Raw genomic sequence first — 19,806 nt, forward strand, 5'->3', positions numbered from 1 at the left:
GGTTCGGATCTCTGTGAAATCTTCAGACTGCCACTTCAGCCGACGAGAGCGTGTTTGGAACAACCTTGTCTCGACTAAGCAATTCAAGATCTTGTTTGGACGCCGAATTTCGGGCCGTTGAGTACCTGTACTCCGATCAAGGATGAACAGGCGCCGTCAGTTCAGCTCGGCCGATCGCTTCGACGGCTCAAATTGGACAGTTACTGCAACCAATTCGAACAGATCAGACCGATCTCGGCTCGAAAACTATCGAGACTTGTCAACGATTCTTTTTCGGACGGTCGGAAAGCAGCACTTTCAACCACTCTACCTAGCATTTAAACACGGCCCAACTCAAAAAATCGCAAGATTGCGCTCAATCAACAATGTTCTTCAGAAGAGCGCATGTAGAAACAATTCTTCACTACAACTTCAGACATGTACTTCGAAACTCTCTGCCCTTTTCGACCCCTATTTAAATACAAAAGCATAAGGCAGGGGATATCGATCCCACAATTAATCACCAGCGGGGTACGCTGTGTGAGCAAATTTCAAAAACCATGACCAATCAAAAAGATGCAGCGAACGAATGGTCGAAGGATTCGCCAGATACAGGTGAAAAAGAGGAAAAAAGTTCGAGTAGTCTAGCTGCTACTACTCGACGTGGTGCGTTAGTTTCACTGGCTGGGCTCGGTCTGTTAGGCGCAAGCAGCGGCACGGCGAGTGCAGCAAGCGGTGACCATTTAGGAGAGGCATGGCAAGGTGACCCAAGCGGGAGTCGGGGCCTCCTGGTCAGTGTTGGGGATAACACTACAAAAGCGATTGAGGGTACTTCCTCCGCCTCTAATGCCAGAGCTTTTGTTGGCTACGCATCGTCGTCCTCCGGATTCACCCGCGGATTCAAAGGTCGGGTCGATTCCCCGGACGGGATCGGTGTGTACGGTGTAGGTACCGCAAGTTCGGGCAGCGCGGTCGGTGTCAGAGGTAAAACAGAGTCAAACGAGGGGACAGCAATACTTGGACAGGCAACATCCAGTAGCGGGTCTGCGAAAGGGGTTGTAGGTAAGACCCAAGCTCCTAACGGCTACGGTCTCTACACTCCCAACGACGCCAAAATCGATGGTGACCTGGATCTAGGTGGTCAGATTAACCAGACGACGCAGATTAATGGCGACCTTCAGGTGACGGGGACAAAGAACTTCGTCCAAGCGGTCGACACGGCCGCCGGACCCAGGGAAGTTGCCTACACCGCAGTTGAGGCTGGCAAGGTTCGTACTGAGGCGAGCGATGTCACGGAGATGACCGACGGTGTCGCGGTCGTGGATCTGCCCGACCACTTCTCGATGGTCACCAGTGACGACGAACCGCTCAGCGTCCAGGTGACGCCCTATTGCGGCGAGAAGGTCCACGCCCAGGTCACCGACCAGTCAACCGAGCGTATCGTCGTCAAGGACTTCGGCGACGGCCCCAACGAGTACACCTTCTCGTATACCGTGAAGGGGATCCGCGCGGGCTTCGAAGACGAAGACATCGTTCGGGACGTATAGGCTCTCCTCTACTACGTTCCCATGAGGTGGAATGGGATGCCTGCTCTGGGTTTTTGATTATAGGTGTCTTGCTGTACCCACGGAAAGCGTAGCGATCATTCTTTGATGCAACATGTAATAGAAATTTTACAAAAAAGGAGTCAGCCCATTCAAATCGGCAACTGTAGTAGGTACAGTTCTTGAGGACACTATGGAGGACGAATGAACTGAGACGCGATCGGTAGTGTTTAGTTAGCAGCATTGTGCCAGCGAACGAATGTTTGAAGCCATGATTCGGCTGTTTCTGGTTCGACGTGGCTGAAGCAGTTCAAGAACGACGACGTTCGGTGCTTTAGCTCCCGAAAAATTCGTTCGATGGTGTTCCGATTTCCGTGACAATTCATTTGAAATCGGAGTCCAGCTCGTTGGAGTGCTGTTTGAAGGTGTTGAGCGCCTTCAACAGAAACACAGCAGTTTCGATACCGTGTTTCTGCCGCAGTTCGCGGATGAAGATCTCGATGAGGGCTGTCGTGGTCGTGGAAAACAGCCGGACGTGAAGCAGACCGTTGGTTTCGGGATCTGCAGCGGCGTACAGCCAGAACTGCTGGTCGTTGATCCGAATCACTGTCTCGTCAAGCGCGGCTTGATTCGGAGATTGGCCAGATTCAGGCTGTAGATCGGCCTTCTGGACCCAATCATGGACTGCTTTGCGACTTCGATCGACACCCAGTGCGTCAAGTAATTCGACGGTATTCGACAGTGGCAGCCCCGAAACGTGCGATTGAATACCGAGGGCTATCGCCGGCTCGGGTGTCCGCTCGCGCTCCACAAAATCCAAATCGATCCAGTCTCTACGACCGGTGAGGCGGCTGATTTCCGGCATGGACACCAAGAAATCACACCCCCCACCTTTCACGCTTAACTAAACACGACCTGGCTTACACCCATAAAAGATAAGTTCTGGACAAGAAAAGTTGAGCCATCATGGGAAACCTGATTCTGATCACAGCAGACTCTCTGCGGGCCGATCATATGCCGCTATACGGGTACGACCGGAATATAACTCCAAACCTTGATTCGTTGGCCGAGTTGGTATTTAAGCAGTCCTATTCGAACGGCCCCGTGACACCTATCTCTATTCCATCTCTTCTGACGAGCAAATACCCACTGGAAGACGGTCACATTACGGTTGATACGAAACCTACGTTCATTGACGACTTACACTCCTCATCGTACACCACGGGATTAGTTACTTCGAATATCCAGTTTGAGCGGTTCGAATACACTGACCGCTTCGACTACGTCGCGAATGGCACGAAAGCAAAGCAGAACACAGATGGCAAAAACGAAACAGACCCACTTATTCGACTCGCTAAGTGGGGACTTCATCAAGGAGGGGTAATCGGTAAAGCTGCTGCGGTTGCGAAAGAAACGTTCCATCGTTTTCGTGGACCTATCGTCTCACGGCAGCCAGATTCCGACCTGTTTATGAAATCTGAAGAATGGATCTCGACTGTCGAAGAGCCCTATCTCCTCTGGCTTCACGGCATGGATACACATACGCCGTTCGTCTTTTCACCGGAACATTTCGAGCAGGTGTCCGAGTTCGAGTACGATCCGAACCGATTTGCCCGGATTCTCGAACGTGCAATGACGCACATGAGAAAGGGTGATTTCGTCTGGTCGCTTGATACAGACCAGCGCCAGTATCTCGTTGATGCATACGACGCTTCAATCCTTAACTTCGACCAGCAACTCGGAGAGTTCATCAATAGATTGGATCTGGAAGAGACGACGGTTATCGTCTCTTCTGATCACGGCGAAGAATTTTGGGAACGTGGTCACTTTAGCCATCCCGGACGGGATACGATCCCTCGGCCGATGACACTCTATGAGGAGATCGTGAAGATACCACTGGTTATGTTTGGAAAAGACGTACCTAATCGCAAGATCAAAACTCCGGTTTCCCTCATTGATGTATTTCCCACAATTCTGGACCTTGCCGACGTTGAGACGGATACCAAGCCTCGGGGCGAGTCGTTACTCAGGATCGCCGAGGCAAATGAGGATCTGTCTCGACCAGTTATCACCCAGACAACCTCTCCAGGTGATCCGAATCATTATGCTCAATCTGAGGGAGCGTACCGGATGGGATCAATTCGTCGAGGGGATCTAAAATACATATATAACGAAAAACATGATCACGAACTGTATGATCTCTCTACCGACCCCGAAGAACAAAATAACATCATTGCTGCCAGGGCGCATGAAGCGGACCAACTCAGGGGCGAACTACTGAGATACTTTGGAGAGGTCACAGACTCAGAGCTGGAGACATCAAGCAGTGTCGAAGACCGGCTAAAAGAACTTGGATACCTAGGTTAATCCACCATCTATAGATGAACGCTCTTGGGTAGAAGATTGTTGGTCAGCTCGCAGCAGTAGCTGAAAGTCCCAGCGGGCAAGGGTGGCACGAACGCGCCACCCGACGAAGCATGATTCCACTCAAGACGTTCGTCTCGGAGCGTCGCGCCGCGAACCTGCACCAACAGGTTCGCTGGCGCGACGGCGTCTATTGCCCGCGCTACCGTACCGAATCCATGATTCGGTACAGAAGCTACCGAGTGTTTCAACGGTATCGCTGTAAAAATTATGACCGCATGTTCAACGACAAGACCGGTACGGTCTTCGAGGATTTCTCGCTCGGACTCAGGAAGTGGCTTCTCGCTGTCTACGCCTACATCCGGTTCAACACCAGTCTTCAACAACTGGACGTAGAGATCGATGTCTCCTACAAGACGGTGTGCCGCCGTATCCAGCGCTCGCGGGAAGCGCTGGACCCGCCTCGACCACAGCTGGAAGGACCGGTCGAACTCGACGAATTGTACGTTAAAGCCGGCCCGAAAGACCGCGATCGCGACGATCTGTCGTCCTTGCGTGGCCTGTCCACACGCGGACGTGAAACGTATGCCAAGGACAAGCCACCCGTGTTCGTGCTGGTTGACTGAGGAACGGGAGATCAGTACGTACTACCAGCGAAATCCGCCGAGGAATCGATCGTGCGACTCCTGCTTGCCAACCACGATGAAGAGTCGCTAGCCGTCTATATGGATAGATTTCAGGCGTACGATCCACTTGAAGACGACAAGGAGTTCAACCGCGAACACGTCGTCCACGGTGGCGGTGAATACGTTGATGGAGATGTTCACGTGAACACCAGCGAGAGCCACGCGTCGCTGGCGTGACGGTGGCTCTCACCGCATCGAGACGTCTCCAAAGACAAGCCCACACCCTACTTCAGAGCGTTTCAGCTTCGCAAACGTGTCCATCGTAAACCAAGCGAAGAAGCACTCAAAACCATCCTTCAAACCGCTCTATGACGCCACCAACAATCGCTTACCCATGAGCGTAAATGAAAATACGGGTTTGCTGAAACCGGAGACTGTCTTGGACCGCTGTATCGCGCTTGACTTTACTGTTTGACGGGACGATTAATGTTGTCGACCACATATATCAGGTCAACTTCGTGAAACACACGAAATCAGGTATGCGCTAGCACGGCGAAGCCGAACGGTCCTTAACAGTTAGATCGACAATCTTTGTCATCAGGCACTGGGTATCCCTCTTCGTTGATTCCAGCGTTGTGGGCGTAGTCGTGCGGTACGAAGATTTGGTGTTTGATCAGGGGCCTTATGCTGAAGTCATGCAGTGCTTCACGGAACGCTTCGTTGTCATAGCACATATTTGGGACCAGACTCTCAGTCTCATCGCTATTGTGCAGCGTCATCTGACGGCCTGCTAGTATATCTTTGAGGCAGTATGCAAATATGAGAATGTCGCGCATGGATACAAGTTTGTATTAAACAGGAGCGTTGCTTTCAGTGGAATGTGGCGATCCGAACAGTCTCTGTAGTGGCTGGATGCTGTTTGCGGTCGAAAATGGCATCACCGTACTCGGCGGGATCGCAGGCTGCCGACAACCGATCAAGCAGTTAATGCCAGATACAAGTGGATGCCTGTTCGAACGACCGCTATAGAGTCGATGGGTCCGAGAACGCACCACGAACCAACCGTATGAGAGCACGAACTCCTTCCATTTCACTGGTCCAATCAACGATTTTTGCGTAACTCTCGTCCACGTGAACGCGCAGAAAATATAGCGTGAGATACTTTCAGCCGGCAAATCCGTTGCTAGTCGGTCACCCACTAACGCTGTGAGCTTGCAGCACAGCGTTTTTGAGCGACCGATGTGGGTTGCTTAACGAAGGGAGGAGAATTTTAGGCACGCTTCCGTGGTGATCCAGCATTTCTATTAATATGAGTGGCCAGTAACTAAGCATGATGAAGAGTTTTGCGAGACGGGGGCTCAATACGCTTCGACGTATCCGTAGCCGGATAGCACACGAATCTCGTATGCGTGATGTACCGGAGCTTCCGATTGGGTCTCGACGAAACGTTCTTGTTGTGACCATCGACTGCTTGCGGAACGACCGCATTTCTCGGACCGGGTACGAGCGTGAGACGACTCCGTTTATAGATAGCCTGGAATCGTATACGTCTTCAATTGCTGCTGCACCATGGACATTCAGTTCGGTACCGTCTATTCTCACGGGACGGTATCCGCATGAACACGGTGCCGTCTACTCAGACGACTCTTCGCGGAATCAGGACCTGAACAACCCACCTAACAGTGTCCGTGAGGATGTGCATACACTGTCCGAACTATTCGCCGCGAGCGGATACGAAACTCGCTTCGACACGGCGATTACAACTGCCGCACTTCCGATACGTGGTCGGTTCAAAACCATGAATATACGGAACCAAGCTACAGCAGGCGACCTGTTGTCGGGGATGGAAGAGTGGTGGAACAGTACCAGTGAGGCAAAGTTTGGTTACGTACAGTTGGGTGATCTTCACGAACCGCTCCAGCGACCGGAAGCCGTTCCATTTGGAGATGTTCCGGATATCGATGGGATCGAGCGCTGGCGGTTCGAAGATGGAAAGGTAGAACACCCCGACTTTGCCCAGTACCGAGATGCACGAGTTCTTTTGTACGATACGCTTGTGAGATACATCGACGGCGAGATTGAACAGACTCTGAACAATCTGAACGGAATAGAGGACACGATCGTCGTTGTGACCAGCGATCACGGAGAGGAGTTTTGGGAGTACGTTGAGTTCGAGCAGGAGCATTTCGAGGACCCTCGAGGGACTGCCGGGGTCGGCCACGGACATGCACTCGTGCCACCTGTGATCGAGGTCCCTATCGCAACGAACATCGGAAATATAGACGACAGTCGACGCGCGAGTACGGTCGATATCGCACCCACTATCCTCCACGAACTTGGCGTGGACGATGAGTATTCGACTACTGGCGTTCCACTCCAGCGGGACCAGTACTCAGAGACCGTATTATCTCAAGAGATCGCATATGGACCGAATCAGATCAGTGTCACAAAGGAAGAAGACCATCTGATATACGTTCCCGAGAGAGAGAAATCGATCCTCATCGACTTCTCGACTGGCGAGGAATGTTCCGATCCTGACCGACGGGACGAATTATTAGAGTATATCCCTGACGAGAAAGTCGTGGGGTCCGAGATGGATCTCTCACAGGATGTGCAGGAGCAACTGTCTGACCTCGGTTACGCAGAGTAGACGACGAAATCCGAACTGTCATAGATTCACGAAGACGTTCTGCTGGACGATTGGCACAGCGAGGCCGTCTCCGGGGTGTGGTTCTGTCTCACAGCGACGGCGTACAGTCGACAGACATCACCCCGACGCTCCCGCTAAATGGGTGGTTTTCCGAAATATTGACAGAACTGTCTCGTTTCGAGTGAATAAACCCCTGCCTGGATGGGAGATCTTCCACACCGCAGTTGAGGCCGGCAAGGTTCGTACTGAGGCGAGCGATGTCACGGAGATGACCGACGGTGTCGCGGTCGTGGATCTGCCCGACCACTTCTCGATGGTCACCAGTGACGACGAACCGCTCAGCGTCCAGGTGACGCCCTATTGCGGCGAGAAGGTCCACGCCCAGGTCACCGACCAGTCAACCGAGCGTATCGTCGTCAAGGACTTCGGCGACGGCCCCAACGAGTACACCTTCTCGTATACCGTGAAGGGGATCCGCGCGGGCTTCGAAGACGAAGACATCGTTCGAGGCCTGTAAGTCGCGATCGCCGCGGTGGATCTGTTTTTCCTTCTCTACGAACGGCTTTCGACGACTGACAGTGGAAAAGCCGCGGGTCCTCGGAGTGCCCGGGCTCCGTTCGCTGCCCGTCGGCCGCCCGTTCCTCGACCCGACGGTCCCTAGACCTCCATGTAGTACCGGACTGTCCGCTTTAGAGCCTTCTCGAATGACCACTCCGGCTCCCAACCGAGCGACCGTATCTTCCCGGTGTCGAGCGCGTAGCGCTGGTCGTGACCCGGCCTATCTTCGACAAACTCGATCTGGTCCTCAGATGCGCCGACCGCGTCGACAATCTTCTCCGTGACTTCGATGTTCTGGAGTTCGTGGCCGCTTCCGACGTTGTATACTTCCCCGAGTTCTCCCTCTCTGAGAACGAGTTCGATCGCCCGACAGTTGTCAACGACGTACGTCCACTCTCGAACGTTGGTCCCATCCCCATAAACTGGCAGAGATTCGCCATCGGCCGCCCGCCGGATGAACTTCGGAATGAGTTTCTCGGAATGCTGTCGCGGGCCGAAGTTATTTGACGATCGTGTGATGATGATGGGGAGATCGTGTGTGACTTGATAGCTCTGAGCGAGCAAGTCCGCACTGGCTTTCGAGGCCGCGTACGGGTTGCGCGGGTCGAGTGGACTGTCTTCGGTGAACTTACCGTCGCGGATCTCTCCGTATACTTCGTCGGTCGAGATCTGGACGACCCGTTCGACGTCTGCGTGGCGGGCAGCGTCCAGTATCGTCTGCGTGCCCTGCACATTGGTCGAGACGAATGGCTTGGCTCCCTCTATCGAACGATCGACGTGGGATTCGGCAGCGAAGTTGACAACTGCGTCGGTGTCCGCGAGGAGTTTGTCCATCAAATCTCTGTCTCGAATATCTCCTTCTACGAACTCATGGTTCGGGTCCGAGAGAACCCCGTCGAGGTTCGACTTGCCGCCCGCGTACGTGAGTGCGTCAAGCGTCAATACGGTGTGGTCGGTTCCTTCGAGAAGATAGCGAACAAAGTTCGACCCGATAAATCCAGCACCCCCGGTGATGAGAACGCGCATACAACCTGAATCTGTAGCAACGCCTTTGTAGCTTTCTGTGTTACGCGTAGCCGATGGAACTGATGGTGGCCGGGGCCAGTGGCCTGTTGGGCAGTAACGTCGTCGCTACCGCTCGAGAGCGGGGGATCGAAACAGTCGGGACGTACCACTCGGATCGTCCATCGTTCGCCGGTCCGCTGGAATCACTCGACATCCGGGATGCCGACCGGACCCGCGAATTGGTAGAAGAGTATCGACCAGATGCTGTAGTCAACTGTGCCGCGATGACCGACGTTGACGGCTGTGAGTCGGAACCAAACCATGCGATGGAGGTCAACGCCGACGCTCCGGGAGACCTAGCGGCGGTCTGTACGGATTATGACACCGACCTCGTTCACGTCTCCACTGACTATGTCTTCGACGGCGAAGAGGCGAGTCCGTACAATGAGTCCGCCGAGATGAACCCGAGACAGGTGTATGGCGAAACGAAACGAGCGGGCGAGCGAGCCGTACTGCAGGAGGGCTCGGATCCACTCGTGACTCGCCTTTCCTTCGTGTACGGGAGCCACGAGTCGAGTGGTCAGCTGACCGGCTTCCCGGCCTGGATTCGCGACCAACTCGCGACCGACGAACCGATCACGCTGTTCACCGACCAGTACGTGACCCCTACCCGAGCGGGACACGCCGCAGCGGTACTGCTCGACCTGATAGAGGAAGGGGAAAGCGGTCTCGTTCACGTCGCATCCCGGTCGTGTGTAACTCCCTACACGTTTGGCGACGAGATCCGCCGGCGAATGGACGCGTCCGAGGGATTGCTCGCGAGGGGGACGATGGACGACCTCGACCGACCGGCACCGCGCCCGGAATACACCTGCCTCGACGTGAGTCGTGTTGAAGACGTTCTCGGACGGCCGCAACCGGAGTTAGCGGACGACCTTTCTGCTCTTGCGACCACCGTAGACGGCTGGTGACCGCTCGAGAACCATCACAAAGGCTACCCGGTTCATCCGTCACAGAAAGCAGTTCCGACTGGGAGAGACAGCCGCTCGGTCGGTCAGAGACGGTACTGTTCCCTGTTCTCTAGGAAGAACTGTCGCTCCTCATCCGGGAGATCGTCGAAGGCGAGCACGGTCTTGCATCCGAGACTCGGACACTTCATGACTCGGTTGGCTTCGAGTTCGTTGGCGGAGACGATAGTGCCACAGTCCGGACACGTGCTGGTAATGACTCGCATGGTTACAGTTTGAGGTCGGAGTTCTCGCCGACGACAAGACGCCGGCCATCGGGCAGGAGTTCGTCCGCGTTGCCGATGTCTGCTCCCCGGCCGAGGAGGCTATCGACGACCTTTCCGCTAGTCCTGATGTCGCTTTCGCCGATGACCACGCTGTTCTCGATGTGGACGCCTGCGATAGTCGAATCGGGTCCGATCGACGTGTACGGGCCGACGTACGTGTCGTCTTCGATCGTCGTTCCAGGTCCGATAGATACCGGCCCCCGAACCACTGCGCCCGATTCGATCGTGGCGGTCTCATGGAGGTCGACATGTCCCCGTACTTCGGCACCCTCCTGAACGGTTCCCGCTTTCATCCCAGGGTTGTCTTCCAGAACGAGATGGTTCGCCTCGAGGATATCTTCGGGCTTGCCCGTGTCTTTCCACCAGCCCTCGATGACGTGAGAGTCGATCGAGTATCCTGCGTCAAGGAGTGACTGGATCGCGTCGGTGATCTCGAGTTCACCGCGCCAAGACGGGTCGATCTCCTCGATTGCATCGAAGATCGCGTCAGAGAAGACATAGATACCGATGAGGGCCAGGTTCGTCGGTGGGTCGTCGGGCTTCTCGACCAGTCGTGTGATCGTGCCATCGTCGTCTACGTCCGCAATTCCGAACTCACGAGGATTGTCGACTGCTTGAAGAGCGATTCCCGCGCCGTAATCGCCTTCTTGGTAACTCTCGACGAGGTCGCCGATCCCTTGTTTGAGGATGTTGTCACCAAGGTACATCACAAAGTTGTCTCCGTCGACGAAGTCGCGAGCACACCCGGCTGCGTGAGCGAGACCGAGTGGGTTCCCTTGGATGATGTAGGTGATATCGACACCGTAGTCCGAGCCATCACCGAGGAATTTCTGGATCTCCCCGCGCCCTTTGTTGCCGAGTACGACTCCTATTTCGGTGATGCCGGCCTCCCGCATGTCATCGATAGCGTATTCGATAACCGGTTTGTTTCCGACGGGTACGAGCTGTTTCGGGCCGGTATGTGTTATCGGACGGAGTCGCGACCCCGTTCCCCCGGCAAGAAGCACACCTTTCATGATTAGTGTGACTGTTCATCCCAGTTCAAAGGGATTTCGTCCGTGTCCGGAGGGAGCCGCTCCTCGTCCGGGTCCTCGTAGTCGTAGAGGTTCGTGGGGAAGTTGATCAGCGTCGCACGCTCGTCGCCGAGGACTTTGAATCCGTGCCAGCAGTCTCCGGGAACCCGGACGGCTTGCATGTTCCCCTTGCCGATGACGTACGTGTCGAGTTCGCCCTCGGTCGGTGAGCCGTCACGGTCGTCGTAGATGCCGACTTTCACTCTCCCGTGCGGGACGACGAAGTGGTCGATTTGACCCCGTTCGTGCCGGTGCCACGCCCGAACGACCCCCGGATACGACACCGAGAAATACGACATCTCCGGGTCGTCTTCATCGTCGAAGAGATCCCAATCGGACCGGTAAATCTCGGTCAGAGAACCGCGCTCGTCCGCGTTTATCTGTAGGTCTCTCAATGAGACGTCGTGGATCATCTACCAGAACATCCAGACCACCGCGGCAAATCTCTTTTGTTCGAGCCGACAGCAACGAGCGCCAATCAAGGCCGGTAGCGACTGGTCGGACGCGATCGATCGAACAGTGCCAGCGGAAGTTAGCCGGCGACTAGCGGCTATGGGTCACGCGACGCTTACTCGGTAATCTGTTGATACTGGCCCGATTATTCGAGCGCGTACAGTGTCCCCTCGTGGCCGGCCACGATTACCTCGCCGTCCGTGATAACTGGTGACGACTGTATCTCACACGACAGCGAGACACTGTCGAGCGCGGCTCCTGAGCCAGTGTCGAGCACGTACAGGTTCCCATCGATCGTCGCGGCAAATAGCTCGCTCTCGACGAGCGTGGGATCGGACGCGATCGACACGTCCCACGTCTGGAATTCCCAGGCCGGTGAGTTGACGAGCACGCTTGAGGAAGCAGAGATAGCGTACACCTTCCCATTGCCGCCCCCGACGTACACCGCTTCGTCGTCGAACACCGGCGAAGAACCCGCGCTCGCGCCGAAAAACGAGGTTCCCCATGCTGTTGCCCCGTCGCTCGCATTGAGCGCGACGAGTTCGCTCGACGCGAAATACACGAGGCCGCGCTCGTCGTCGACAATCGGTGACGAGGAGTTGATGTCAGTACTGAAACTAGTCGACCAGACAACACGGCCACCGTCAGTTATGTCGCACGCACAGATACGTTCACTCGTACTGGCGTACACCGTCTTCTCGACAGCCGAATAGCTCGGATCGGTGGAGATCGGTGCACCCAGGTCAACGTTCCACAGCACTGACCCGTCGTCTTCGGCCAGCGCGATCAAGACGCCGTCGTTTCGCGCTGCGTAGACGATCCCGTCTGCGACTACCGGCGTCGATGTCACTGCGCTCGGGCCGCTGTACCGCCAGTGTTCCGACCCGTCGGTCGCATCGTACGCATGCACCGACCCGCCCCCGCTTCCCACGTACACCGTCCCATCGTGAACACAGGCCGATGAGTCTGACAGCGATCCGTCCCGCTCTCGCACCCACACCACACTCCCGTCGTCTCGTGAAAGAGCATAAAATTCCTCTCCCAGGCCACCGACGTAGACGTGGTCGTCGTCGACCGCTGGTGTACTTGCCTGCAGTGACGTCTCGATGGCGTCCGTCTGTCGCCACTTCTCCGCGAGACCCTCCGACCCCATTCTACTGTCAATTGCTACTTTCCGTATATTAATCCCCTCTTTTGTCCCAGTTGATTGATCATATCCCCGAAAGCACGCCTCGGTCCAAACCGGTCCTATTCGAAACGGCGACGTTTTAGCCCACCCGCTACAATTGATGAGCGATCAATGACACAGACGGTCGTGATAGGGCTCGACGGCGCCAACTGGCCGCTGATCGAGCCATGGATTGACGAGGGGCACCTCCCGAACCTCGCACGGCTCCGCGAGGAGGGTGCTCACGGCGTTTCCCGCAGTCGACTGCCCCCCGTCACGTGTCCGAACTGGAAGTGCTACGCTTCGGGCAAGAATCCCGGGAAGCTGGGCGTCTACTGGTGGGAGCGTATCGACACTGACGACCGATCGATCGAACTCCCGAACTCACGGAGTTTCACGAGCCCGGAAATATGGGACTACCTGAATGACGCCGACCGTTCGGCAGGCGTGATCAATCTCCCGATGTCGTACCCTCCCCGCGAGATTGACGAGTTCATGATCGCAGGTGGGCCACGCTCACGCGAAGTTGATTACACCGACCCTCCGGAACTCCAGGCGGACCTCGAAGACCGGTTCGACTACCGCGTCCACCCCGAAAATGTTCTCACCAGCAACAAGGATGCCGACGCTGCCGTTGAGATGGCTCACCAGTTGCTGCGGACGCGTCTCCGGACTGCCCGAGATCTTCTGGGGGAACGCGATATCGACTTCCTGCACGTCACTCTTTTCCACCTGAACGTCCTCCAACACTACTTCTGGGACGGGCCGGAAACCCGGCGAGCCTGGGAAATAATCGACGAGGAACTCGAACCGTTCGTCAAGGGCGACTATGACCTCGTCATCATGTCCGACCACGGCTGTACGGAGATCGACACTGTATTTTACATCAACCGGTGGCTCGAAGAGGAGGGATACCTCTCGACAGAGACGACACTGGCCTCGCGCTTTCACGATGTCGGGATCACCCAAGAGCGCATCGCCGGTATCGTCCGCTCGGTCGGATTAGAGAAGTACATCCGGCCGGTGGTGCCCCGACAAATAATTGAGCGGTTCCCGACCGACGAGGGTGTCGTCCGCGAGGAGAAACTCGACATGGTTGACTGGGAGAAGACGACGGCTATCGGGAGCGGCCAAGGGCTTATTTACGTTGTCGCTGATGACGAATCTGAGCGAGCGGCGATACGCGAGTCGCTGCGGTCGGACCTCGCCGGGGTGATAGGCACCAACGGCGAACCGGTCGCTCGCGAGATTCACAACCGCGAAGACCTCTACGACGGCGACCAGGTCGAGAAGGCGCCGGACATCGTATTCGATCAGCGGCCGGGCGTCCACACCAGCGAAGCGATCGGGCCCGACGAGGTGGTCTCGACACCCGACGACTGGCGCGGTGAGAACGTCCCCGAGGGACTAGTCCTGTTCCACGGCGACGGCATCCAACCGACCGACATCGGGGAGATTCGGATCACCGACATCGCGCCGACGGTGTTGCACTGGATGGACGAGCCCGTTCCCGACGACGTTGACGGCGAACCGGCCACTGGTGCCTTCGCGCCCGACAGCGATCCCGCTCAACGAGCGGTCAAGTGGCGTTCCCCACTCCCAGACCAGGGGGCGGATCAGAGAGCGGATCTCGATGAGGACGTACAGGACCGTCTCGAAGACATAGGGTATCTGGAATGAACTTCCCAGTTCATCGACCGGCGAGGTGTGTTCATGTCTGATCCGGGCCGCGCTCCGGTATCGATATCGAGGGGGACTGGTCTGCTGATTTAGTACGGGGTTACGGAGAGTGAAACACGACTTCGGGTGGCTGACCGAGCGGACCATCTTTCTCACGATGGACTTCGAGTGCGACTTCGGAGCCGCAATTAAGAAGAACGTCTACTAGCCGATCTAGCACGTCAAACGGTTCGGCCCTCCTAGAGCGATACGACGTGCCGGCCAAGACGTTCATCCAGACAAAGATCCTACGTTCACATCGAGAAACTGTCGAGCGACGATAATTCCCGCCCCCGAATCAGCGGAACCTGGTGACGAAATTGAGTTTATTGTTAGGGCACAAGGCGCTCATGAGTACCCGACCACCTCGGAATCAGTCCTCTGGCCCGTCAATATAATAACTCTATCAGTCAGCGCTGCCAACGAGACTATCGCCGTTGGTGGCCAAATAGGATTTAAAATCGACGCTACGCTCGCGACAAGAGTTGTGCTTGATGGCCTGTGGGCAGACTGGGAAGTGGTGGACTATAATGGGAACTCCCCCAGCAAGCCAGTGGCAATTGACGACCGAAAAACCGTGCTCCACTACGATGAGAATGAAGGATCCGTTTCCCCGTGGTTTTCGATTCGGTTCCCTGATCAATACCGAGGAGGAGACTACCTTCTAGAAGTCGTTGCCGAGAACTCGCAAGGGTCGACGGAATCAGAAGTGATCCTCTCCTTTCAGGAGGAGTAAGGTCCCCTCTCCTCGTCTGGGCGCTTCAGTCGTAAAGTAGGACCTGCTGACCTATTGATCCATGGACCACGTAGTGATCGCTCTCTGATGGCCTGTTCAAGATTGTAGATGGCAATGGTGAGTGGTAGTTCACGGAACTCACGGTATCACGTACTCAACCCGAGAGTGAGGTCATATCGGCGCCTGATAGCCGAAACGCCGTCTCAGCGATCTAGCGTGCCCATATAGATCGTTGTCCAACCGTACGTTATGAGCGTGATTGTAGTGAGCGAACGACCGGTATCTGATGACTGGTCAAACTCCTTCAGAACGGAGTGCGTCTCGTAGCGATTGGTCGTCGTAGCCTTTTCGCCGGCAAGACTTTCGATTTCTTCGGTATTGTGGAGCGTCACCTGACGGCCTACGCCTGTATTATGGGACCAGTGTGCCAAATAGTGTACGTTGAGGACGACACACGAGCTTGTATCGACGAGGGCCGTCGTTTTTAGCGTCCTGATGTGGCGATCTGGAGTTTCTGTAGTGGCTAGATCCACTTGGCGGTTGAAGAACTCACATCCGGGGTATCGTGCTTTTCGGGACCGCAGATGGCCACAGATCGCTTGAGCAGCCGGCGCTATATTCGGGTGGGACCCCTCTTGAATGACCGCCACAGCGTCAAGGCGCTGGAAACGCTGTGCGGATCAACTGCAAGACCGCGCAAACTCGACCCATCTCGCTGGCCTAATATGGGAATCTTCAACCATCTCTGAAGATGGTGGTTTGTCAGTAGGGCACTTGCGGTCATTCACGTTCTTTGCCAGGTGGTCAGATATTTCGGCATGTCTGATCAGTGGCCCTCCTGCATTCTGTTGATCGGGTCTTTATTAATACAGGCATACACAATGTCATTAGCATGCGCCTACGTCCGAGACTCATTGCCCTCCTGATTGGGGTGATTCTGGTTATGATCGCGTCGGCCCCGGTACTTGGGACAAATCACTTCCAGATATCCTCCGAAGATGCAGAATCAGTACCTGAGCGGTCGTTTGAGTTCCAGGATACGACTCACCAGTTGGATTCGGTTATTCAAGCAAACTCGGGTGACGAGATCACCGTTAGCGTCGGTGGGCCTGATGAAGTTTATCGAGTATACATATACAACAGCGAGGAACAGATTGTTGATTCAAAACGGGGTGACGGTAACGGGACGTTCACATTTGAACTCACCGACTACGAACCTGGATCGTATTCTGTAACAGTTTATCAAGACGGTGATTACGAGGCGATTGAGCCACTGATCGTCCAGGGATACGATGTGACCATTGATGCTCCCGAACAGGTAACAGCCGATGATGATATGTCCCTCCAGATCAGTGTTGAACAGACTACTGCCGAAAGCACTCCCCACACGGTCAAAGCTATCATAGCAACTGACGAGGACGAAGTCGTCGTGAACGCTACGGACTCAAACCGCGGATACACTGCCGAGGTTCCGGGAGGAACGCTTGACAGCGGCAGTTACACTGTATATGGGCTTGTCCAGGGCGACAACCAAGCCTTCGGCCGGAATGAGGGGCTCGGAATGAGTGACCGGGTTTCACTTTCAGTACAGGACGTGACCGATACGCCGACTGTCGATAGCACGGAGGAGACAGAGACTTCAGAGTCGATGTCGACCCCAAGTCAAACTGTGACGGCTACACAGCCAGATACGGAGGCAACCGATACACCGACCGATAGTGGGGAGGGAGCGATTACGCCAAACGAGGAACAAACGGAGACTACAACCGGCTCTGGCCCCGGATTTACCGGAATCGCTGCCGCAATTGGGTTTGTTGTTGCGGTTGCACTACTCGTCCGTCGACCCTGACTCCGCTTGTTACCTATCCGACTCTTGATTGATCCGACTGGTCTTTTATCGACACCGCTTTGTCACACGACCGGTTTCGTCAGTACAACAGTCAGGTGTTTTGACTTCCAATGAGTCTCCGTCGGCGACAACAGTTTGTGTCGGCCACGCTCGCATGGATGCTCGCAGCCACGCTGGCACTTGTAGTACTCGATGCTTTCTCCGTCGATCTGTTCATTTCGGTCTCTCTTATCGGATTTTTCGTTGTCACAGAGCTGACTTCCCCACAGGCAGTCTCCCCCACTTGGCGCCGGCGGTTGTACGTGATTAGCGCACTCGGCCTTGCTCTGTTCGCATATATTGTCGTCAAACGGATACTTGCAATCTTACCACAAGGGGTGATCTCATGACGGCACCGTGGGAACGAGTCTCCTATCCTCGTGTGCTCTTAGTCGTACTGATGTTGGCAGTCAGTATCGCCATCTTGGTCGGTGGCGTGTCCTCAGCGGCTGTTTTCGGCACGTACAACCCTACTTGGGAAGGGACCTCTGAGCTTCGGACAATAGCTGATGGCCAAGGGGCCGAACCCGTTATTATTCAGAATACGACCAGCTATGACGTGGTAAACGAGAGCGCTACAGTCGGAGTTATCCTGTCCCCGGAGTCTCAGTATACCCAGAGTGAAGCCACACGCATTGGACAGTTTATCCGCAGTGGAGGTACACTCATCATAGCTGAGGACTTCGGAGATGAATCCAATCAACTCCTCTCACGAATTGGTGTTGATGCGCGCGTTGATGGCAGGTTGCTCCGAGATGAGCGATTCCACGACGCTTCCCCATCAATGCCTGTCGTGAGCGATACTCAGGAAAGCTCGTATACTGAGGGAGTCACCCAAATGACACTAAACCGTGGGACATCAGTCCGTCCAAACGGCGCTGACGTACTCGCGTATTCCTCGAATTACTCTTATCTCGATGAGAACCGCAATGGCGAACTCGATGATTCAGAGGTACTAGAACAGCGCGCCGTTGCAACTGTTGAATCACTCGGTTCTGGGGAAGTGGTTCTCATCAGTGACCCGAGCATCTTTATTAACGCCATGCTGGAGCGGGATGGCAATCGAGCATTCGCCCGCAACCTGATGGACGCCCATGAGACGGCCTTGTTTGACCTCTCACATACTGCGGGTGTTCCCCCGTTGGTGGCAGTTCGTCTGGCCCTTCAGCAGTCGATACTGCTTCAGAGCGTCATCGGCGTCTCGCTCGTGGTTGCAATCTCCTACTGGCAAAATCTTCTCACCGCCGGTCGTCGCCTCGCTGACCAGTTTAGTGGGGGATCCCCGCCTGATCATGAGACTGATACCGAGGTCGTTGAACAGTTTGTAGCCGAGCAGTTCCCTGAGTGGGACCGAGATCGCATCCGTCACGTAACAAAAGAGATTATGAGCAAACAACAGCAAAAAGGCACAGATGACCGAGATTGATGAACGATATCGTCTTCCGGGGAGTCGTCGGAGATTGCTTGATTCCGTGTTGAGGTGGACATTCACGGCCCAGTATAGCCGTGTCCTCTTTCGGTCTTGCATGCCGTACCCATCCCCCAGTCTAATTTCCAGCTACTCGATGACAGACCGGAAACTGATCGGTTCCAATGACACCGATCGGATTACGCGAACAGTCCGAACATCACGTAATCGCCAGGAGGGACAAGCGTGACTGATACCGGAAATGACCCATCTGGAGATATTTCACCCCCAGAGCCTGAGGGAGACAGCCCTGTAGAGATCCATCGGAAACTCTCCGAGGAGATCGGCAACTTGCTTATCGGGCTTGACGACCAGATTAGCCTCTTGACAATCTCACTGCTTACTCGGGGACATCTCCTACTTGAAGGTGTCCCGGGTGTCGCAAAAACGTCGTTGGCCAATGGATTTGCTCGAACAACTGGCCTCGACTACACTCGGATTCAAATGACGCCAGATATTCTTCCAGCGGATATTACCGGCACAAAGGTATATCGCGAGAAAACTGGCGAGTTCGAACTTCAGAAGGGTCCTGTATTCGCGAATGTAGTCGTTGCCGACGAAATCAACCGTGCGACACCGAAAACACAGAGCGCGCTATTAGAGGCCATGGAAGAGCGGACAGTCTCCATCGAGGGTGAGACACTTGATCTTCCGGAACCGTTCATTGTCATCGCGACGCAGAACCCCATCGAGATGGAAGGTACGTTCGAGCTCCCCGAGGCTCAACGCGACCGCTTCCAGTTGAAGGTCTCAGTGGGTCTTCCCTCTCGAAAGAACGAACTCGAGATGGTGGACCGCTTCCACGAAATGCCCCGTTCTGGTCCGGAAACTATCTCTCAGCAGATCAATACTAAGGACATCCATCACGCTCAGCAGGTCGTCGATAACACCCACATTGATCAGAGCGTCCGAGAGTATATCGTGGATGTAGTTGAGGCAACGCGTGAACACTCCGCGACTGCCCATGGTGGTTCACCACGGGCGACCCTCGCATTTCTGGAGACGACTAAAGCTCGTGCCGCTATCAACGGGCGCGAGTATGTGATCCCCGACGATGTGAAGGCGCTAGCAGAACCGATCCTCGTCCATCGGCTAGTTCTGAACACAGAGGCAGAACTTGGGGACGTCGCCCGCCCCGATGTCGTCGCCGACGTACTGGAGTCGGTCATTCCTCCTGGCGGTGGGGGAGAAGACGCTACCAACGAATTCACCACAGATTGATTTCTACCTCCAACAGAGCAGGGGTAATCTTGGCCGTTGAAATATTTGGGTTGGTAGATC

The 19,806-nt window shown here is 55.2% G+C and carries 15 protein-coding genes and 2 pseudogenes; 11 read left to right on the top strand and 6 right to left on the bottom strand.

Translation table 11 applies throughout. The annotated features are described in order from the left end of the window. Positions 1-914 precede the first annotated feature (914 nt). Complete coding sequence (locus tag HZS55_RS05940; protein WP_179910806.1) at positions 915-1,526, top strand: hypothetical protein; 612 nt, start codon at positions 915-917, stop codon at positions 1,524-1,526. A gap of 227 nt (positions 1,527-1,753) precedes the next feature. On the opposite strand, the pseudogene HZS55_RS05945 reads toward HZS55_RS05940, so the two are convergent. Continuing rightward, a pseudogene (locus HZS55_RS05945) lies at positions 1,754-2,388 on the bottom strand (IS6 family transposase). Between the two features lie 101 nt (positions 2,389-2,489). On the opposite strand from HZS55_RS05945, the gene HZS55_RS05950 reads away from it, so the two are divergent. The 4 genes and pseudogenes from HZS55_RS05950 to HZS55_RS05965 all read left to right on the top strand — a co-directional run bounded on the left by HZS55_RS05950 (position 2,490) and on the right by HZS55_RS05965 (position 7,680). Next, complete coding sequence (locus HZS55_RS05950; RefSeq protein ID WP_179910807.1) at positions 2,490-3,890, top strand: sulfatase family protein; 1,401 nt, start codon at positions 2,490-2,492, stop codon at positions 3,888-3,890. Positions 3,891-4,000: 110 nt separating this feature from the next. Next, positions 4,001-4,885, top strand: a pseudogene (locus tag HZS55_RS05955) (IS1595 family transposase). A 1,033-nt stretch (positions 4,886-5,918) separates the two neighbouring features. Further along, on the top strand, positions 5,919-7,163 hold the full coding sequence (locus tag HZS55_RS05960) for a sulfatase-like hydrolase/transferase (RefSeq protein ID WP_246308364.1): 1,245 nt from the start codon (positions 5,919-5,921) through the stop codon (positions 7,161-7,163). 268 nt (positions 7,164-7,431) lie between these two features. After that, positions 7,432-7,680: a hypothetical protein gene (locus tag HZS55_RS05965; RefSeq protein WP_179910809.1), complete on the top strand. Its 249-nt coding sequence runs from the start codon at positions 7,432-7,434 to the stop codon at positions 7,678-7,680. Positions 7,681-7,820: 140 nt separating this feature from the next. Here the strand turns inward: HZS55_RS05965 and rfbB are convergent, their stop codons facing one another. Further along, positions 7,821-8,747: a dTDP-glucose 4,6-dehydratase gene (gene rfbB / locus HZS55_RS05970; protein WP_179910810.1), complete on the bottom strand. Its 927-nt coding sequence runs from the start codon at positions 8,745-8,747 to the stop codon at positions 7,821-7,823. Between the two features lie 53 nt (positions 8,748-8,800). Here rfbB and rfbD point away from each other — a divergent pair, with 53 nt between their 5' ends. Further along, positions 8,801-9,697: a dTDP-4-dehydrorhamnose reductase gene (gene rfbD / locus HZS55_RS05975; protein ID WP_179910811.1), complete on the top strand. Its 897-nt coding sequence runs from the start codon at positions 8,801-8,803 to the stop codon at positions 9,695-9,697. Between the two features lie 83 nt (positions 9,698-9,780). Here rfbD and HZS55_RS05980 read toward each other — a convergent pair whose 3' ends face one another. The 4 genes from HZS55_RS05980 to HZS55_RS05995 all read right to left on the bottom strand — a co-directional run bounded on the left by HZS55_RS05980 (position 9,781) and on the right by HZS55_RS05995 (position 12,699). Continuing rightward, positions 9,781-9,960, bottom strand: a complete 180-nt coding sequence (locus HZS55_RS05980; RefSeq protein WP_179910812.1) for a hypothetical protein — start codon at positions 9,958-9,960, stop codon at positions 9,781-9,783. Between the two features lie 2 nt (positions 9,961-9,962). Continuing rightward, the gene (locus HZS55_RS05985) at positions 9,963-11,036 is read right to left on the bottom strand and encodes a glucose-1-phosphate thymidylyltransferase (protein ID WP_179910813.1); all 1,074 of its coding nucleotides are present in this window, start codon (positions 11,034-11,036) and stop codon (positions 9,963-9,965) included. Between the two features lie 2 nt (positions 11,037-11,038). Then, positions 11,039-11,506, bottom strand: a complete 468-nt coding sequence (locus HZS55_RS05990) for a dTDP-4-dehydrorhamnose 3,5-epimerase family protein (protein ID WP_179910814.1) — start codon at positions 11,504-11,506, stop codon at positions 11,039-11,041. A gap of 185 nt (positions 11,507-11,691) precedes the next feature. Next, on the bottom strand, positions 11,692-12,699 hold the full coding sequence (locus HZS55_RS05995) for an outer membrane protein assembly factor BamB family protein (RefSeq protein WP_179910815.1): 1,008 nt from the start codon (positions 12,697-12,699) through the stop codon (positions 11,692-11,694). Positions 12,700-12,846: 147 nt separating this feature from the next. On the opposite strand from HZS55_RS05995, the gene HZS55_RS06000 reads away from it, so the two are divergent. The 5 genes from HZS55_RS06000 to HZS55_RS06015 all read left to right on the top strand — a co-directional run bounded on the left by HZS55_RS06000 (position 12,847) and on the right by HZS55_RS06015 (position 19,746). After that, positions 12,847-14,394 (top strand): alkaline phosphatase family protein, encoded by a 1,548-nt coding sequence (locus HZS55_RS06000; protein ID WP_179910816.1) that lies wholly within the window; start codon positions 12,847-12,849, stop codon positions 14,392-14,394. A gap of 1,667 nt (positions 14,395-16,061) precedes the next feature. Continuing rightward, complete coding sequence (locus tag HZS55_RS06005; protein WP_179910817.1) at positions 16,062-17,018, top strand: hypothetical protein; 957 nt, start codon at positions 16,062-16,064, stop codon at positions 17,016-17,018. Positions 17,019-17,128: 110 nt separating this feature from the next. Continuing rightward, the gene (locus tag HZS55_RS22565) at positions 17,129-17,407 is read left to right on the top strand and encodes a hypothetical protein (RefSeq protein WP_246308365.1); all 279 of its coding nucleotides are present in this window, start codon (positions 17,129-17,131) and stop codon (positions 17,405-17,407) included. Positions 17,408-17,457: 50 nt separating this feature from the next. Continuing rightward, entirely contained in the window at positions 17,458-18,483 is a 1,026-nt protein-coding gene (locus HZS55_RS06010) for a DUF4350 domain-containing protein (protein WP_179910818.1), read from the top strand. Positions 18,484-18,744: 261 nt separating this feature from the next. Beyond that, positions 18,745-19,746, top strand: coding sequence for an AAA family ATPase (locus HZS55_RS06015; RefSeq protein ID WP_179911804.1), 1,002 nt, complete (start codon positions 18,745-18,747; stop codon positions 19,744-19,746). Positions 19,747-19,806 lie beyond the last annotated feature (60 nt).

Origin of the sequence: Halosimplex rubrum, assembly GCF_013415885.1 — an archaeon.
GTDB classification, from domain to species: Archaea; Halobacteriota; Halobacteria; order Halobacteriales; family Haloarculaceae; genus Halosimplex; species Halosimplex rubrum.

What these genes read in the sequence shown, in the direction of transcription:
- HZS55_RS05950 (WP_179910807.1), top strand. Translation starts at nt 2,490, where the DNA reads ATGGGAAACCTGATTCTGATCACAGCAGACTCTCTGCGGGCCGATCAT.
- HZS55_RS05960 (WP_246308364.1), top strand. Translation starts at nt 5,919, where the DNA reads ATGCGTGATGTACCGGAGCTTCCGATTGGGTCTCGACGAAACGTTCTT.
- HZS55_RS05965 (WP_179910809.1), top strand. Translation starts at nt 7,432, where the DNA reads ATGACCGACGGTGTCGCGGTCGTGGATCTGCCCGACCACTTCTCGATG.
- rfbB (WP_179910810.1), bottom strand. Translation starts at nt 8,747, where the DNA reads ATGCGCGTTCTCATCACCGGGGGTGCTGGATTTATCGGGTCGAACTTT.
- rfbD (WP_179910811.1), top strand. Translation starts at nt 8,801, where the DNA reads ATGGAACTGATGGTGGCCGGGGCCAGTGGCCTGTTGGGCAGTAACGTC.
- HZS55_RS05980 (WP_179910812.1), bottom strand. Translation starts at nt 9,960, where the DNA reads ATGCGAGTCATTACCAGCACGTGTCCGGACTGTGGCACTATCGTCTCC.
- HZS55_RS05985 (WP_179910813.1), bottom strand. Translation starts at nt 11,036, where the DNA reads ATGAAAGGTGTGCTTCTTGCCGGGGGAACGGGGTCGCGACTCCGTCCG.
- HZS55_RS05990 (WP_179910814.1), bottom strand. Translation starts at nt 11,506, where the DNA reads ATGATCCACGACGTCTCATTGAGAGACCTACAGATAAACGCGGACGAG.
- HZS55_RS05995 (WP_179910815.1), bottom strand. Translation starts at nt 12,699, where the DNA reads ATGGGGTCGGAGGGTCTCGCGGAGAAGTGGCGACAGACGGACGCCATC.
- HZS55_RS06000 (WP_179910816.1), top strand. Translation starts at nt 12,847, where the DNA reads ATGACACAGACGGTCGTGATAGGGCTCGACGGCGCCAACTGGCCGCTG.
- HZS55_RS06005 (WP_179910817.1), top strand. Translation starts at nt 16,062, where the DNA reads ATGCGCCTACGTCCGAGACTCATTGCCCTCCTGATTGGGGTGATTCTG.
- HZS55_RS22565 (WP_246308365.1), top strand. Translation starts at nt 17,129, where the DNA reads ATGAGTCTCCGTCGGCGACAACAGTTTGTGTCGGCCACGCTCGCATGG.
- HZS55_RS06010 (WP_179910818.1), top strand. Translation starts at nt 17,458, where the DNA reads ATGTTGGCAGTCAGTATCGCCATCTTGGTCGGTGGCGTGTCCTCAGCG.